This window comes from Streptomyces sp. NPDC049813 (assembly GCF_044465085.1).
Taxonomy (GTDB): domain Bacteria; phylum Actinomycetota; class Actinomycetes; order Streptomycetales; family Streptomycetaceae; genus Streptomyces.
The window spans coordinates 16,182-31,858 of the sequence record NZ_JBITLI010000002.1 but is presented as its reverse complement, the minus strand read 5'-3'; the positions used below and the strand labels follow the sequence as shown (position 1 = coordinate 31,858).

Here is a 15,677-nt window from a genome sequence, read left to right as displayed (position 1 = left end):
TGCTTCGTGGGTGACCCCTGACCCTCGTAGACGCGGAGATCAGTCACCGGGTTGCCCGCGCGCCGGTCCGCAATCCGGTTACGCGATGATGGAGGGGGCGATGCTGCCCGTTCCTCCCTCGTTCACCCCGTACGTCCCCCGTCTCGTCCGTGTAGTCGTGAAAGGTCCCCGCATGGCACCCCGCATTCTGTTGGCCCGGCACGGACAGACGGAGTGGTCCCTTTCCGGACGGCATACGGGCAGGACGGACATTCCGCTTCTGGAGGAGGGGCGGCGCGGCGCCAAGCTGCTCGGCGAGCGGCTGCACCGGCCCCCCTACGACGGGCTGGCCGCGGCCGAGGTCCGGACGTCGCCCCTGGTGCGGGCGAGCGAGACGTGCGCGCTGGCCGGTTTCGGTGAGCGGGCCACTCCGTGGGACGCGCTCATGGAGATCGACTACGGCGCCTACGAAGGGCTCACGCCGGCGCAGATCCACGAGGAGCGGCCCGGCTGGTTCATCTGGCGCGACGGTGTCCCCGACGGGGAGACGCTCGACGAGGTGACGGCGCGGGCCGACGAGGTCGTGGCCTACGCCCGGTCCGCCGACCGGGACCTGCTCGTCTTCGCCCACGGGCACATCCTGCGCTCGATCGGCGCGCGCTGGCTCGGCCTCCCGCTGGACTTCGCGGCCCGCATCCGGCTCAATCCGACGTCCCTGTCGGTGCTGGGGTGGGCGTACGGGGAGGCGGCGGTGGAGAGCTGGAACGAAACGGGGCACCTGGCGGTGGGCTGAGCCGTCCTACCCCGCCCGGGGTCCGGGGGCCGGCTTGGTCCCGGTCGCGGCTGCGGGCCGGTGGGGGCTGGTCGCGCAGTTCCCCGCGCCCCTGAAGCATGCGGCTCCGCCGCAGCTCCCCCCTGAAGGATGCGGCTTCGCCGCTTGCTTCCCGATGAGATGGCGCACGCAGTGCGCATCTCAGGGGCGCGGGGAACGGCGCGAGAAGCCCCCACCGGCCGGAAGCCGGGGAACTGCCTAAGGGCGCGCCCAACGATGGGGGCCTGCCTGCAAGAACGCCGCCACCCCAGACGCCCGCCGATGCGGCAGCAGCACCCGCGCCGTGCTCGCCACCATCGCCTCGACCCGCGACGACCGCACCTCGCGGAGCAGATGAAGCGCCCGGATCCCGGCGGCAGCCGCCTCGTCGGGCCGCCCCGAGCGGGCCAGGTCGTCCGCCAGCTCGGCCGTGTACAGCGCGGTGTTCCGGGTGAAGTGCGGGTCCTGGAGAGTGACCGCCCGCCGCGCGTGCCGGGCCGCCCGCCGCCAGTCGCCCAGCGCCGACCAGCACTGCGCCTCGAGCCCGGCCAGCTCGGCCTCGCCGTAGAAGGACATCCACTCCGGATCCGCGTCCGACGCGCCCCGCGCGAACAACGCCTGGGCCCGCCCCAGCGCCCGCTCGCAGGCGGGCCGGTCGTCGAGCCCGGCCCAGCCGCCCGCCTCCCGCAGCGCGAGCAGCGACAGCAGCCGCGGCGAGCCGAGCGGCGCCGCCACCCGGGCCGCCGCCTGCGCGGCCCGCACCGCCTCGCGCGGGCGCCCCACGTCCCGCGCGAGGAACGCGGTGTTGCAGAACGCGTGCGCCTCCAGCGCCTCGTCGCCCGACATCCGCGCCGTGGCCAGCGCCTCCGCGTAGTGCGAGCGCGCGTCGTCGTAGCGGCCCGAGTCGTGCGCCAGCCAGCCCACGGAGATGGCGAGTTCACCCGCCCCGGCCTGGAGCCGGTCGGCGACGTCCCGCTGCGCGGTGCCCGAGTCGAGCAGTTCGAAGGCGGTCCGCAGCGGGACCGCGGCCTGCCGGTACAGCCCGTCGGCGCCGTGCCGGTCGTCGAGCAGCCGGATGCGCCGGATCGCCTCCTGCACGGCACGGGCGCCCGCGCGCGCGGGGTGCCGGTCGAGGCCGGCGTCGCCCGGCCCCGCGCCGGGCGGGACGCCGAACGGGGTGAGGGTGGCCACGGCCACGGTGGCCGTCGAGCCGGTCAGGCCGGTCATGAATGCGCGACGCCGCACGTCGCTCTCCTCGTGGTGCGTGTGCTCGGTGACTTCTGGGCTTTCGGCGTCCCGGCCCCGCGCGCCGCGGCCGCGTACCGAGGCACGCGGCGCGAACCCGAGGTCCGTGAGGGACCGGCCGGGGAACATGTGCAGGAACACCCGCTCGTAGGCGTAGTTCGGACAGCGGATCGCGCCGGACTCCACACGTCCGATGTAGCGCGCGTCGCAGCTGACGCACTCGCCGATCTCGCGGGCGGCGCGCCGCACCGCCGCCGCGAACTCGCCCGGTGAGCGCCGGCCGCGCAGCCGCCGGAAGGCGAGGTTCGGGCGCGGGGACGGCGGCGCCGGGGTGTCCGGAGGGTACGCGGACGACGTCATGGGCGGGTCCTCCCGTGCGAACCGTGCCGGGCGGCAGGGGAGCCGTCGGCACCGGGAAGCCGGTGGAGCTCGCGGGCCGGTGACTCCCTTGTTCCGGCGAGGCACGAAGGTACCGGCTGTCACCGTGCCGACACGCAGTGTTTGGCTACAAAACGGATATCTCACCCACGATCTGCCATGAACTGCCATCCTTTGCGGCGGCGTGCCGCCGTAGCCGTTGACGCCCCGAGGCGTTGAACCCGGTGGCGACACCCCCACGGGCCGCGCTGCGTGTCCGCGAAGAGCGAGGAGGGGCCGACGTGATGGACGCCTCACAACCCCCGACGTCACCCTGTGCCGCGCCGCCGCCGACGGTGCGGCGGCTGCCGCCCGAGGAGCAGGCCGGACAGCAGCCGCCCGGCGCCTGCGACCTGGTCACGGTGCCGTCCCGGCAGGGCCTGGAAGCGGTCGACATCCTGCGCCGCGGCAGCGCGGAGCCGGTGGGCCCGGTGCTGCACGACGGCGGCGAGACCCTCGGCTTCCTCGTGCCGCCCGGCACCGCCGCCGGCTGGGACGTCCCGGGCAGCGCCTGTACGCACACCGAGGGCCGGGGCCGCTCGCTCGCGCCGCCCGTCGAGGGCACCGGCTGGCTGCTGCCGCCCGCCCCGGACGGCTCGCGCGACGCCGACCTGGTCACCGACCCCGCGGTGCTGCGGGCCGCGCTCGACGAGGCGGCCCGGCTCATCGAGGCCGCGGACAGCTGCCGCTGAGCCGCGCCGCCGGGCGCCGCGGATAATGGCGGGATGGCACGGGCACGCGGGAACCAGGGGCGCAAGGGCGAGCGGGGCGGCCGGGGCGTCAGGGAGCCCGTCGTGCGCGATGTCGACGGCGGGCTCGCCGAGCTGATACCCGACCGGGAGCGGCCCGCGGGCTGGACGCTCTTCCTCGACGGCGCCCCGCAGTCGCACGTCGACCTCGACGACCCGGCCCACCTCTCCTTCGAGTACCAGCGCCGCATCGGCCACGTCCTGGACCTGGCCGCCGACCCGGGCCGCCCGGTGCAGGCCGTGCACCTCGGCGGCGGCGCCCTCACCCTGGCGCGCTACCTCGCGGCCACCCGGCCGCGCACCACCCAGCAGGTCGTGGAGCGGGACGGGCCGCTGGTCGAACTGGTGCGCAGTGCGCTGCCGTTGGACCCGGGGGCCCGGATCCGGGTGCGGACCGCCGACGCCCGCGAGGCGCTCGGCCGGCTCCCCGACGACTGGGCCGACGTGCTCGTCGCGGACGTCTTCAGCGGGGCCCGCACCCCCGCCCACCTCACCACGACGGAGTTCCTCGCCGAGGTGCGCCGGGTGCTGCGGCCCACCGGCTGCTACGTCGCCAACCTCGCCGACGGGCCGCCGCTCGCGTACCTGCGCGGGCAGATCGCCACCGCCGCGGCCGTCTTCCCCGAACTGGCCCTGGTCGCCGACCCGGCGGTGCTGCGCGGCAAGCGGTTCGGCAACGCGGTGCTGGCCGCCTCCGCGCGGCCGCTGCCGGTGGCCGAGCTGACCCGGCGCGCGGCAGGCGACCCGCATCCCGGGCGGGTGGAGCACGGGCGGGCGCTGGTGGCTTTCGCGGGCGGCGCGGCGCCGGTGAAGGACGCCGCGGCGAAGGCCTCGCCCGCGCCGCCGCCCTCGGTCTTCCGCTGACCGGCCCGGGACCGTACGCGGGCAGCACCCGCGCCGGGTCCGTGCGCGGGCAGCGCCCACGCCGGGGCCGTACGGGGGCAGCACCCGCGCCGGGGCCGTCCACGGGCAGCACCCGCGCCCGGGCCGTATGGGGGTAGCACCCGCGCCGGGGCCGTACGGGGGCAGCACCCGCGCCCGGGTCCGTGCGCGGGGCAGCGCCCGGCTCAGTACGTGGCGATCTCCACGGACGGCCGGTGGTCGTGCCACGTGCAGAACGCCGACACCCGCTGGTCCCCGGACGTGAACTCGACGCGGATCCACGTCGGTTGCTTCCACACCTGCACCGACCAGCCGGCGGCCGGGGTCGCCGACACCAGCGTCGCCGAGGTCGTGCCCAGGTCGAAGACGGCCCGGCCGCCGGCCGTCGCGTAGCTCTTCACGGTGCCCGCCGACGCGGTGCCGGGCGGCGACGTGCCGGGCCGGGGCGGTGCCGACGGCGTCCGGCGCGGCGCGGCCGGCGTCTCCGGCCCCGGCGACCCCGAGGGGCGCGCGGCGTCCGACGACGCGCCGGACGGGCTCCCGGAGGACGAGGAGGGCCCGGGCCGGTGGGTGGACGAGGCGAGCGGTGCCGCCGAGCCGGACGCGTCCGCGACCACCGGCAGCGCCCGCGGCGGGTCGTAGGCCGTGCCCGACATCACCGTGTGCACGCCCCACCACGACAGGGTCACCGCCGCCCCGGTCGCCAGCAGCCACGCCACCGCGTGGACCAGGCCCCGGCGCAGGGGACGCGGAGCCCCGGCTCCTCGCGGCCGGTCCGGGGCCTCGGGCGGTGACGGCGGTGTCGGTTGCATCGCGGGCCATACTGCACCACGCCCGTCACCGCTGTCCCACGGAGCCCGGGGTCACCCGGAAGGAGATCACCCTCGCCCGGATGGCGTACGGTGCCGCCCATGGCAAGTGTGCTCGTGGTCGAGGACGACCAGTTCGTACGCTCGGCCCTCATCCGGCACCTGACCGACGCGGCGCACACCGTCCGCAGCGTCGGCACGGCCCTGGAGGCGCTGCGCGAGGTCGCCCATTTCCGGTTCGACGTCGTCATCCTCGACCTCGGCCTGCCGGACCTGGACGGGGCGGAGGCGCTGAAGATGCTCCGCGGCATCACCGACGTACCCGTGATCATCGCCACCGCCCGCGACGACGAGGCCGAGATCGTCCGGCTGCTCAACGACGGCGCCGACGACTACCTGACCAAGCCCTTCTCGCCCGAGCACCTGTCCGCGCGGATGGCCGCCGTGCTCCGCCGCGCCCGCGGCAGCGTGGCCGCCGAGCCGCCGTCCCGGGTCCTGCGGGTCGGCGGGCTCTCCATCGACCCGCTGCGCCGGCAGGCCGAGCTGGACGGCGCGCGGCTCGACCTGACCCGCCGCGAGTTCGACCTGCTCGCCTTCCTCGCCGGGCGCCCCGGCGTCGTCGTCCCCCGCAAGGAGCTCCTCGCCGAGGTGTGGCAGCAGAGCTACGGCGACGACCAGACCATCGACGTCCACCTGTCGTGGCTGCGGCGCAAGCTGGGGGAGACGGCCGCGCGCCCCCGCTACCTGCACACGCTGCGCGGGGTCGGCGTGAAGCTGGAGCCGCCGCGCCCGGAGCCCGCGTCATGAGGTGGGCGCTGGTCAAGGTCTGCCTGGCGGTCACCACCATGGTGGTGGTGGCGTTCGCCGTGCCGCTCGGCCTCGTCATCAAGGAGATGGCCAGGGACCGGGCGTTCTCGAACGCCGAGCGGACCGCCGCCGCCCTCGGGCCCACCCTCTCCATCACCACGGACCGCGACGAGCTCGCCCGCGCGCTCGCCACCGCGCAGACCGGCGCCGAGGACCGGATGTCGGTGTACGTCCCGGCCGCGGGCGGCAACCCCGAGATACGCCTCGGACGGCTGCGGGTGCCCGCGGACGAGCTGGACATCAACCGGGCCAGGGCCGACGAGGTGCCCGGCGGCTCGGTGTGGCTGCAGCCGATCGCCGTGAGCACCGACAAGATCGCCGTCGTCGAGGTCTTCGTCCCCGAGGCCGAGGTCAGCAACGGCGTGACGACCGCGTGGATCGTGCTCGCGGGCGTCGGCATCGCGCTCATCATCGGGTCGGTGGCCGTCGCCGACCGGCTGGGCGTGCGCATGGTGCAGCCCGCGCAGCGGCTCGTCGGCGCCGCCCACGAGCTGGGCGAGGGCCGGCTCGGCGCGCGCGTCCCGGAGGACGGCCCCACCGAACTGCGCCTGGCCGCGATCGCGTTCAACTCCATGGCCGACCAGGTCGTCCAGCTCCTCGCCAACGAACGGGAGCTGGCCGCCGACCTCTCGCACCGGCTGCGCACCCCGCTGACGGTGCTGCGGCTCAACGTGGCCTCGCTCGGCACCGGCACCGCCGCCGAGCAGACCCGGGTCGCCGTCGAGCAGCTGGAGCGCGAGGTCGACACCATCATCCGCACGGCGCGCGACGCCAAACCGCAGACCGCCGCGGCCGGGCCCGGCGCGGGCTGCGACGCCGCCGAGGTGATCCGCGAGCGGATGGACTTCTGGTCGGCGCTCGCCGAGGACGAGGGCCGCAAGGTGCGGGTCGCCGGGATCGACCGGCCGGTGCGGCTGCCGGTGGCCCGCGGCGAGCTGGTCGCCGCCCTCGACGCGCTGCTCGGCAACGTCTTCCGGCACACCCCCGAGGGCACCGCCTTCGCGGTCGACGTGCACAGCGGCGAGGACGCCGTGATCGTGCTGGTCTCCGACGCGGGGCCCGGCATCCTCGACCCGGAGGCGGCGATGGCACGCGGCCGGGGTTCGGGCAGCGACGGCTCGACCGGGCTCGGCCTCGACATCGTGCGCCGGCTCGCCGAGTCCACCGGCGGCGACGTGCGCATCGGCTCCTCCGTGCTGGGCGGCACCGAGGTGCGGATCTGGGTGCAGCTCGACGGGCGCGGGCCGCGGGCGGGCCACCGCGCCCGTGGCCACCGGGGCCGGGAACGCAAGGGACTGGTCCCGACCTTTAATCGCTCCCGATCCCTCCCTTAAGCGAACCCTAAGATCCGCAAGTCCCTTCCCGGTTGCCCGAATTGACGGTTTCCGGCTCGCTAGCGTGCTGCTCACCCCCCCACCCCCGTACAGCTAAGGCAGGCACGACGATGAGCAGCACGCACCGGCGCAGGGTCAGCGGCAGGAACAAGGCGATAGGCGGCATCGTCGCGGCGGCCGTCGTGGGCGGCGGCGCGTTCGTCTTCGCCTCCAGCGCCTCGGCGGCCTCGGTCGGAGCCGCGTACTCGAAGACCAGCAGCTGGTCCGGCGGCTACACCGGGCAGTACGTCATCGAGAACGACACCGACACGGCGCAGTCCGGCTGGACGCTGGAGTTCGACCTGCCCGCGGGCACCAAGCTCAGCTCGCTGTGGAACGCCGAGTCGACGGTGAGCGGTTCGCACGTCACCGTGAAGCCCGCCTCCTGGGACAAGGAAGGCATCGCCGCCGGCAAGTCGGTCACCGTCGGCTTCGTGGTCTCCGGCTCCGCCGACCCGACCGGCTGTCTCATCAACGACGCGAAGTGCTCCGTCGACGGCGGCGCGACCCCGGAGCCCAGCGGCCGCCCGTCCGAGACGGCGACCCCCACCCCCACCGCGTCGGCCTCCACCCCGGCCGAGCCGACCGGGACGGCGACGGCGAGCCCGTCCTCGTCCTCGTCGTCGTCCGCCGGCACCGGCACGGGCACCGGCTCCACGGCGGCCGCCGGGTTCGCCCCGTACGTCGACACCTCGCTCTACCCGAAGTTCGACCTGGTCGCCTCCTCGAAGGCCACCGGCGTCAAGGAGTTCAACCTCGCCTTCATCACCTCCGGCGGCGACTGCGCCCCGAAGTGGGGCGGCGTGAGCGACCTCGGCAGCGACGAGGTCGCCGCGCAGATCGGCGACCTGCGGGCCGCGGGCGGCGACGTCCGGGTCTCCTTCGGCGGCGCCTCCGGCACCGAGCTGGCGCAGGCCTGCTCCTCGGCGGGCGACCTCGCGGCGGCGTACCAGAAGGTCGTCGACCAGTACAAGCTCACCAAGGTCGACTTCGACATCGAGGGCGGTGCCCTGCCGGACACGGCCGCCAACACCGAGCGCGCCCGGGCCATCGCCACGCTCCAGAAGGACAACCCCGGCCTGAACGTCTCCTTCACCCTGCCGGTGATGCCCGAGGGCCTCACCTCGGACGGCGTGAACTTCCTGAAGAACGCCAAGTCCAACGGGGTGCGGGCCGACCTCGTCAACATCATGGCGATGGACTACGGCGCCTCGTACAGCGGCGACATGGGCACCTACGCCGAGCAGGCCGCGACCGCGACCCAGGCGCAGCTCAAGAGCGCGCTCGGGCTCTCCGACGCGGCCGCCTGGAAGGCCGTCGCGATCACCCCGATGATCGGCGTCAACGACGTCTCCTCCGAGATCTTCAAGGTCGAGGACGCCACGCAGCTGGTCTCCTTCGCCAAGGAGAAGGGCCTGGGCGGCCTGTCGATGTGGTCCGCGACCCGCGACCAGCAGTGCCCGGGCGGCGCCACGAACTCGGCGCAGCCGACGTGCAGCTCGGTCGAGCAGAGCGCGAACGCGTTCCAGAAGGCGTTCGCCGCCTTCAAGTAGGCGCTGGGCCCGACCAGTAGGCCAAGCCATTTCGAGCAACGGGGGTCGCAGCCCCGGCCGGCGCTCCGCAGGAGCCCCCCACCCCGGCCGGGGCCGCGCCATGTCGGCTCGTGGACGGTCGGACGGTCAGCCCGTCGCGTCCCGCCACTCCTGGGCGTAGTCGTCGAAGATGGCCCGCAGGTGGTGGCCGATCTTCAGGTAGTCCAGGTCGTCGAGGTTGGCCAGCGAGACGCGCACCGACCACTGCGGGCCCTCGAAGCCGCCGCCGTTCAGCAGGACCACGCCGGTCTGGCGGGCGAGCCGGAACAGCGGGTCGACCGGCTCGTAGGTGTCGTTCAGGTAGGCCGCGAACTCCTCGCCATGCTCCAGCTGGGCCTGCGCCATCAGGTCCAGCTCGATGTAGTACCCGGCGCGGTGGGGGTCCTCGGCGATCTTCATCTTGGCGCCCTCCAGGAGGAGTTCGAGGCGCTGCTGGACGATGCGGCGGATGCGCAGCTTGTACGCCTGGCCCTCCTCCAGCATGTCGAAGAGCGAGAAGAGGCTGAGCATCACCTGCTGGGGGAGGGAGAGCCCCGCCGTGTGGTTGAGCGCCACCTGCCGGGAGTCGGCGACGAGCCGGTCGATGAACCTGATCTTCTCGGGTTCCAGGGTGAGCGTCCCGTACCGCTTGTCCAGCCGCTCCTTCTCCGCCGCCGGGAGCGCGGCGAGCATCTCGTCGATCACGTTGTCGTCGGCGAGGCCGATGACCCCGAGCCGCCAGCCGGTGCAGCCGTAGTGCTTCGAGTACGAGTACACGAGCAGCGTGTTGCGCGGCAGGTCCGCGGCGATCGAGCGGAAGCCCTCCACGAACGTGCCGTACACGTCGTCGGTGACGATGAGCAGGTTCGGGTTGTCCGTCGCGACGATGTCCTTGATCTGGTTGGCGACGCGCTGCGACAGGGCGAGTGAGGGCGGGTTGGAGGGGTTGACCAGGCAGACCAGCTTGATCTCCGGGTCCGCCAGCTTGGCGACCTCCTCCTGCGGGTAGCGCCACTCGCGCACGCCGGCCTCGGCGAACATGCTGGCCTGCACGTACGTGACGTCGAACTCGTAGGTGTCCAGCTCGGGGATCTCGACGTACGGCGTGAAGACGGGGACCATCAGGGCGATCTTGTCGCCCTTGCGCAGGATGCCGTTCTTCATGAGCGAGTCGAAGATGTAGCACATGGCGGCCGTGCCGCCCTCGGTCGCGAAGTACGAGAAGTCCCCGGCCGGCGGCTTCTTGGCGAACATCTCGTCCGCGATGTAGCCGCGCACGATCTCCTGCGTGTGGTGCAGGATGCGGTCCGGCACCGGGTAGTTGTCGCCGATCGAGCTGTCGGTCAGCTCGTGCACGAAGGCGTCCTTGTCGAACCCGAACCGCTGGATGCCCAGCTGCACGCACTGGGCGAGCAGTTCGATGCCGGGCAGGTCCGGGTGGCGGCGCACGAACGTGTCGAAGCGCTCGTAGGAGCCCGGCTCCTCGGGCATGCCGCCGAGGTTGTCGGCCGTCCACACCCGGCGCGACTCCTCCAGGGCGAAGTAGCCGAGCGCGTAGAACGCCTCGCGGGGGCCCGTGGCGATCCAGTTCGGGTTGCCCCGGCCCGCGTTGAGCATCTGGACGCTCGACTTGTCCTTCTGCCCGGGCTGGTCGCCCTGGGCCTCCTTGGCCAGCTCGATGAAGACGTTCTTCAGCTCGAAGGGGGAGAGGCGGGCGTAACTCTGGATCTGCTCGCGGGTCAGGTTCGTCTTCGGCATGAGGTCTCTGCTTCCTTGCGGTGCTCAGTGGTGGAGGAGGACGATCACGGCGCCCCAGATGGTCAGCAGCACGTTCCCGACGGCGTACGGGATCGTGTAGCCGAGCGTCGGCACCTGGGACCGGGACGACTCGTTGATCGCGCCGATCGCGGCCGTCGTGGTCTGGCCGCCCGCCAGGACGCCCATCAGGATCGGGAAGCGGATCTTCTGGATGTGGTGGCCGACCAGGAAGCCGACGATCAGCGGGACGACCGTGGCCACCGCCCCGAAGACCAGCAGCCCCCAGCCGGCCGTCGACAGGCCGGAGGTGAAGCTGGGCCCCGCGTTGATGCCGACGACCGCGACGAACAGGCACAGGCCGAGGGTGTCCATGAACCACTGGGCGCCGGGCGGCACGTTGCCGAACGTCGGGTACTTGCCGCGGATCCAGCCGAAGACCAGGCCCATGATGAGCGCGCCGCCCGAGGTGGAGAGCGAGATCGGCACGCCGCCCGCGGTCAGCGCGGGGATGCCGATGCAGCCGCCGAGGAAGATCCCCAGGCCCACCCAGATCATGTCGGTCGCGAACGACGTCGGCACGGGCTTGCCGAGCTCCCGCCCCGCGGGGTCCACCAGCCGCTTGGGGCCGGTCAGGACGAGGGTGTCCCCGCGCTCGACCGTGGTGGAGAGGCGGTAGGGGAACTCGGCGCCGGAGCGGTAGAGCCTGTCGACGTAGACGCCCACCATGAACGGCTCCTTGCGCAGTTCGGCGATCGTGCGGCCGAGTTGTGCCTTCTCCGCGGCCACCACGTGCAGCGTCTCCGTCTGGTAGCCGAGCAGTTCCACGTCGTCGGTCTCGGCGCCGATGTGGGTGCGGGCGTCGAAGTCGACGAGCGAACCGCGCAGGGCGCTCAGCGCCACCACGTCGCCCGCGCGCAGCACGGTCTGCTGGTCGTGGTCGAGGATCTGCCCGTCGCGGCGGACCCGGGTGAGGTAGATGCGGTGGCCCAGCTGCTGCTGTTGCTGCTCGAAGTCGTCGATGGTGCGGCCGACGATGTCCGGGCGCTGGATGGTGTAGGCGCGCAGCACCACCTCGTAGTAGCCCTCGTGCAGGTCGGGGTCGTCCTCGGGGGCGTCCAGCTCCTTGGCCAGCGCCGCGGACTCGGCGGCGAGGTCCTTGCGGTAGAGCCGCGGCAGGACGTTCGCCAGGAGCATCGCGCACAGGATCGTGCCGAGGGGGTACGTCACCGCGTAGCCGATGGCGACGAGGTTCTGCTCGTCCTTGGCGGCCCCGCCGGACAGCCCCGGCAGGTTCCCGATGGCGTCCTGGGCGACGCCGATCACCGCGGACTGGGTGAGGGCCCCGCCCAGCAGACCGGCGCTCAGGCCGGGCCCGTAGCCGAGCAGCGCCGCGAAGCCCCAGCAGACCAGGAGCCCCGTGACGCAGACGACGACCGCGTTGACCACCTGCGGCAGGCCGTCCTTCTTGAGGCCGCGGAAGAACTGCGGGCCCACCTTGTATCCGAGGGCGAACAGGAACATCGTGAAGAACAGGTTCTTCACGGTCCCGTCGACGGTGACCTTGAACTGGGCGCCGAGCAGCAGCCCCGCGACCAGGCAGCCGGTGACGGCGCCCAGCGCGATGGCCCGGTAGCGCAGCTTGCCGAAGAGGAAGCCCAGCGCCACGGTGAGGAAGACCAGCAGCTCGGGGTGGGGCTGGAAGATGTTGCGGTTGAGGAAGTCGATCACGTGCGGCCCGCCTGTTCAGGAACCGAGGATGCCGACGAGCACCGGGCCGGTCAGCGGGAGCAGGAAGTTCGAGAGGGCGTAGGTGATGGTGTAGCCGAGCATCGGCACCGAGGACTGCGCCACCTGGGTGACGGCGGTGATCGCGGGGGTCGAGCACTGCTGGCCCGCGATGGCCCCGATCAGCAGCGGCGGCTCGATCTTCAGCAGCTTGCGGCCCACCACCAGCGAGATCGTCGCGGGGATCAGCACCATCGCGATCCCGGCGAACGGCAGCAGCGCCCCGTACTGCTTGATCAGCGGCCAGGCCTGCGGGCCCGACACCAGACCGGTGCAGGCGATGAAGACCGCGAGCCCCATGTCCTTGATGGTGGACGCGGCCTGCGGCGGGAACGCCCCGAACGTCTGGCTGCGCGAGCGGAACCAGCCGAACAGGAGCCCCGAGATCAGGCAGCCGCCGCCGGTGCCCAGCGACATCGGGACGTCGCCGAACTTCACCACGACCTGTCCGAGCAGCGAACCGGCGGCGATGCCGAGCCCGAGGTAGATGAAGTCGGTGGTGTCGTTCTTGACGACCGAGCCGAGCTTGGCGACCAGTTTGGCAAGGCCCGAGCGGGCGCCCACCAGGGTGAGGACGTCGCCGCGGTGCACGACCGTGTCCCCGTTGGCGGGCAGGTCCGTGTCGGCGCGGGTGACGTCCGTGACGTAGACGCCGTCCTTGAGGAACTCGGGGTTCTCCCGCTGGATGCGGTCGATCGTCTTGCCGTCGTCGGCCTTGCGGGTGATCGACACCTGGCTGGTGGCGAGCGGCGAGTCGAGGCCGGGCACGCCCGCGGTCTCGGGGCCGATGAGCCGCCCCGCCTCGATGGTCTGCGCCCGCCGGCCCACCACGAGGACCAGGTCGGAGAGGGTGAGCTCCAGGTCAGGGGCGGGGGTGAGCACCTTGCTGCCGCGTTTGACGGTCTCGATGGTGACCCGCTCACCGAGGCGCGACTCCAGGTCGCCGACGGTGCGCCCGTCGGCCGTCGTCACCAGGAAGGTGCGGCCGACCATGCCGGGCAGCGCGGGCCGCTCGTCCGACTCCAGGCTGCCGCTGCTGCGCGTGCGCTCCCACAGCTCGCGCGCCGCGTCGCGCAGGTTGACGCGCATCAGCATCGGCATGATCTGGCTGGTGTAGAGCACGATGGTGATCAGGCCGAAGAGATAGCAGACGGTGTACGCGGTGGCGACATTGCCCTGGTACTCGTTGATCTGCTGGGCGGTGAGCCCGGAGAGCTTGCCGATGGACTCGGTGGCGGTGCCGACGACGGCGGACTCGGTGGCCGCGCCCGCCAGGATGCCGGAGGCCGTGCCGACGTCGAGGTCGAACCACTTGGCGAGGCCGAACGCGATGCCGAGGACGGCGGCCAGCTCGATGGCGCACAGCACGAAGAAGCGCAGGCTCTTCTTGTTGAGGTTGCGGAAGAACTGCGGCCCCGCCATGTAGCCGAGCGCGAAGATGAACAGCGCGAAGAACACCGTCTTCACGTCGTCGGAGACCGCCGCCTTGGTCCAGGCACCGAGGAGCAGCGAGACGATCAGTGTTCCGCAGATGCCGCCCAGCGTCAGTGGCCCCACGCGCAGCTTCCCGAGCAGGTAGCCGAGCGCGAGGCTCACGAAGAGGACGAGTTCCGGGTGGTCCTTGAGCACGCCCATGGCGGCTCAGCGGAGTTCAGTACGAGCGATACGGGCGATAAGGGTCATGTCGGTAAATTAAGGTCCGGTACGGTTCGCCGCCACGCGGCGTACCGGACCCGGGCGGCTACGCGTCGGCGGGCAGCCCCCCGGCGCGCGCGACCCGGGAGTACCAGGCGGCGCTCGACTTCGGGATGCGGGTCTGCGTCTCGTAGTCGACGTAGACGGCGCCGAACCGCTTGCCGTACCCGTACGCCCACTCGAAGTTGTCCAGCAGCGACCAGAGGAAGTAGCCGCGCACGTCGGCGCCCTGGGCGATCGCCTGGTGGACGGCGGCCAGGTGCGCGTGCAGGTAGCGGACGCGGTCCGGGTCGTGGACGCGGCCCTCGGCGTCGACGGTGTCCTCGTAGGCGGCGCCGTTCTCCGTCACGTAGAGCGGAACCCCGGGGGCCTGAGCGGTGTAGTCAAGGAGTAGGTCGGTGAGTCCGGTCGGGTCCACCGGCCAGTTCATCGCGGTGACCTCGCCGGGCGCGTGGTGGAAGACCACGTCGTCGGCGGCGGGCCAGGGGGAGTGGTCGCTGGCGCCGTGGCCGTCGAGGCGGGGCCCGTCGGTGTCACCGCGCGGACCGGAGACGACAGCGGGGGTGTAGTAGTTCATGCCGAGGAAGTCGAGCGGCTGGTGAATGGCTTCGGTGTCGCCGGCCTGCACGAAGGACCAGTCCGTCACGCGCGCGGTGTCGGCGATCAGGTCCTCGGGATAGGCGCCCCGGAGCAGGGGGCCGGTGAAGACCCGGTTGGCGAGCGCGTCGATGCGGCGCTTGGCGTCCAGGTCGGCCGGGGCGTCGGTGAGGGCGCGCACCACGCTCGGGTTGAGGCTGATGCCGATCTTCGCCCGCGCCGGGAGCGCAGCGCGCAGCGCCGTCGTGGCGAGCCCGTGGCCGAGGTTGAGGTGGTGCGCGGCGCGCAGCGCGGCGGCGGGGTCGGTGCGCCCCGGCGCGTGCACCCCCGACCCGTAACCGAGGAAGGCGCTGCACCAGGGCTCGTTGAGCGTCACCCAGCTCTCGACACGGTCGCCGAGCGCCTCGCCGACGATCCCGGCGTACTCGGCGAACCGGTAGGCGGTGTCGCGCTCGGGCCAGCCGCCCGCGCTCTCCAGCTCCTGCGGCAGGTCCCAGTGGTAGAGGGTCACCATGGGCTTGATCCCGTGCGCAAGGAGTTCGTCGACGAGCCCCCGGTAGAAGTCGAGCCCGCGCTGCACGGCGGGGCCCCGGCCGGTCGGCTGCACGCGCGGCCACGCCACGGAGAAGCGGTAGGCGGTCAGGCCGAGGTCAGCCATGAGGCGCACGTCGTCGCGCCACCGGTGGTAGTGGTCGACGGCGACGTCGCCGGTGTCCCCGCCCGCCACCTTGCCCGGGGTGTGGCTGAAGGTGTCCCAGATGGAGGGCGTCCGCCCGTCCTCCCGCACGGCGCCCTCGATCTGGTACGCGGCGGTGGCCGAGCCCCAGAGGAACCCTTCGGGGAACCGGGTCGCCTCCGGCGGGGCGAGGGTGGGGGCGGTGGTGGCCGCGGTGCCGGTGTGGTCAGTGGTGGTCATAGGAGCGCTCCCATGGGTTGGGGGGAAGTGGAATCAGGGGCCGGCCCACGTGTCGGGGCGGGCGGTCCGCCGAGTGCGGCTCTCGTCGTGGTTGCTCGCGCAGTTCCCCGCGCCCCTACGAGGCGCACTGCGTGCGCCCTCTTGGGGCGGCGGCGAAGCCGCACGCTAAAGGGGCGCGGGGAACTGCGCGAGAAGCCCCACCGGGGGCGCGGCGGCGAGGAGG

The 15,677-nt window shown here is 73.0% G+C and carries 12 protein-coding genes; 6 read left to right on the top strand and 6 right to left on the bottom strand.

Going from position 1 to position 15,677, the window contains the following annotated elements; genetic code table 11:
* Positions 1–172: 172 nt before the first annotated feature.
* Entirely contained in the window at positions 173–772 is a 600-nt protein-coding gene (locus ACIBW6_RS04200) for a histidine phosphatase family protein (RefSeq protein WP_399056476.1), read from the top strand.
* Positions 773–1,009: 237 nt separating this feature from the next.
* Here the strand turns inward: ACIBW6_RS04200 and ACIBW6_RS04195 are convergent, their stop codons facing one another.
* Positions 1,010–2,395, bottom strand: a complete 1,386-nt coding sequence (locus tag ACIBW6_RS04195) for a tetratricopeptide repeat protein (RefSeq protein ID WP_399056473.1) — start codon at positions 2,393–2,395, stop codon at positions 1,010–1,012.
* 302 nt (positions 2,396–2,697) lie between these two features.
* Between ACIBW6_RS04195 and ACIBW6_RS04190 the strand changes: the two genes are divergently transcribed.
* Positions 2,698–3,144 (top strand): hypothetical protein, encoded by a 447-nt coding sequence (locus ACIBW6_RS04190; RefSeq protein WP_399056471.1) that lies wholly within the window; start codon positions 2,698–2,700, stop codon positions 3,142–3,144.
* A gap of 33 nt (positions 3,145–3,177) precedes the next feature.
* Positions 3,178–4,065: a spermidine synthase gene (locus tag ACIBW6_RS04185; RefSeq protein WP_399056469.1), complete on the top strand. Its 888-nt coding sequence runs from the start codon at positions 3,178–3,180 to the stop codon at positions 4,063–4,065.
* A 203-nt stretch (positions 4,066–4,268) separates the two neighbouring features.
* On the opposite strand, the gene ACIBW6_RS04180 is transcribed toward ACIBW6_RS04185, so the two are convergent.
* A complete protein-coding gene (locus ACIBW6_RS04180) occupies positions 4,269–4,826 on the bottom strand; it encodes a hypothetical protein (protein WP_399057642.1) in 558 nt (185 codons plus the stop codon).
* 168 nt (positions 4,827–4,994) lie between these two features.
* Between ACIBW6_RS04180 and ACIBW6_RS04175 the strand changes: the two genes are divergently transcribed.
* From ACIBW6_RS04175 to ACIBW6_RS04165, 3 genes are all read left to right on the top strand, one after another.
* Positions 4,995–5,699: a response regulator transcription factor gene (locus tag ACIBW6_RS04175; protein WP_399056466.1), complete on the top strand. Its 705-nt coding sequence runs from the start codon at positions 4,995–4,997 to the stop codon at positions 5,697–5,699.
* The gene (locus ACIBW6_RS04170) at positions 5,696–7,093 is read left to right on the top strand and encodes a sensor histidine kinase (protein WP_399056464.1); all 1,398 of its coding nucleotides are present in this window, start codon (positions 5,696–5,698) and stop codon (positions 7,091–7,093) included. The genes ACIBW6_RS04175 and ACIBW6_RS04170 overlap by 4 nt, the downstream gene beginning before the upstream one ends.
* Positions 7,094–7,203: 110 nt before the next feature.
* On the top strand, positions 7,204–8,685 hold the full coding sequence (locus ACIBW6_RS04165; protein ID WP_399056462.1) for a cellulose binding domain-containing protein: 1,482 nt from the start codon (positions 7,204–7,206) through the stop codon (positions 8,683–8,685).
* Between the two features lie 126 nt (positions 8,686–8,811).
* Here ACIBW6_RS04165 and ACIBW6_RS04160 read toward each other — a convergent pair whose 3' ends face one another.
* The 4 genes from ACIBW6_RS04160 to ACIBW6_RS04145 form a co-directional block, all read right to left on the bottom strand.
* Complete coding sequence (locus tag ACIBW6_RS04160; RefSeq protein ID WP_399056460.1) at positions 8,812–10,461, bottom strand: bifunctional aspartate transaminase/aspartate 4-decarboxylase; 1,650 nt, start codon at positions 10,459–10,461, stop codon at positions 8,812–8,814.
* A gap of 24 nt (positions 10,462–10,485) precedes the next feature.
* Positions 10,486–12,189, bottom strand: coding sequence for an aspartate-alanine antiporter (gene aspT, locus ACIBW6_RS04155; protein ID WP_399056458.1), 1,704 nt, complete (start codon positions 12,187–12,189; stop codon positions 10,486–10,488).
* Positions 12,190–12,204: 15 nt separating this feature from the next.
* Positions 12,205–13,881 (bottom strand): aspartate-alanine antiporter, encoded by a 1,677-nt coding sequence (gene aspT, locus ACIBW6_RS04150; protein WP_399056456.1) that lies wholly within the window; start codon positions 13,879–13,881, stop codon positions 12,205–12,207.
* A 106-nt stretch (positions 13,882–13,987) separates the two neighbouring features.
* Positions 13,988–15,454 carry a GH1 family beta-glucosidase gene (locus tag ACIBW6_RS04145; protein ID WP_399056454.1) on the bottom strand — a complete coding sequence of 489 codons (1,467 nt, stop codon included), beginning with the start codon at positions 15,452–15,454 and terminating at the stop codon, positions 13,988–13,990.
* Positions 15,455–15,677 lie beyond the last annotated feature (223 nt).

Coding starts and splice junctions, on each gene's coding strand:
- ACIBW6_RS04200 (WP_399056476.1), top strand. CDS start 173: ATGGCACCCCGCATTCTGTTGGCCCGGCACGGACAGACGGAGTGGTCC.
- ACIBW6_RS04195 (WP_399056473.1), bottom strand. CDS start 2,395: ATGACGTCGTCCGCGTACCCTCCGGACACCCCGGCGCCGCCGTCCCCG.
- ACIBW6_RS04190 (WP_399056471.1), top strand. CDS start 2,698: ATGGACGCCTCACAACCCCCGACGTCACCCTGTGCCGCGCCGCCGCCG.
- ACIBW6_RS04185 (WP_399056469.1), top strand. CDS start 3,178: ATGGCACGGGCACGCGGGAACCAGGGGCGCAAGGGCGAGCGGGGCGGC.
- ACIBW6_RS04175 (WP_399056466.1), top strand. CDS start 4,995: ATGGCAAGTGTGCTCGTGGTCGAGGACGACCAGTTCGTACGCTCGGCC.
- ACIBW6_RS04170 (WP_399056464.1), top strand. CDS start 5,696: ATGAGGTGGGCGCTGGTCAAGGTCTGCCTGGCGGTCACCACCATGGTG.
- ACIBW6_RS04165 (WP_399056462.1), top strand. CDS start 7,204: ATGAGCAGCACGCACCGGCGCAGGGTCAGCGGCAGGAACAAGGCGATA.
- ACIBW6_RS04160 (WP_399056460.1), bottom strand. CDS start 10,461: ATGCCGAAGACGAACCTGACCCGCGAGCAGATCCAGAGTTACGCCCGC.
- aspT (WP_399056456.1), bottom strand. CDS start 13,881: ATGGGCGTGCTCAAGGACCACCCGGAACTCGTCCTCTTCGTGAGCCTC.
- ACIBW6_RS04145 (WP_399056454.1), bottom strand. CDS start 15,454: ATGACCACCACTGACCACACCGGCACCGCGGCCACCACCGCCCCCACC.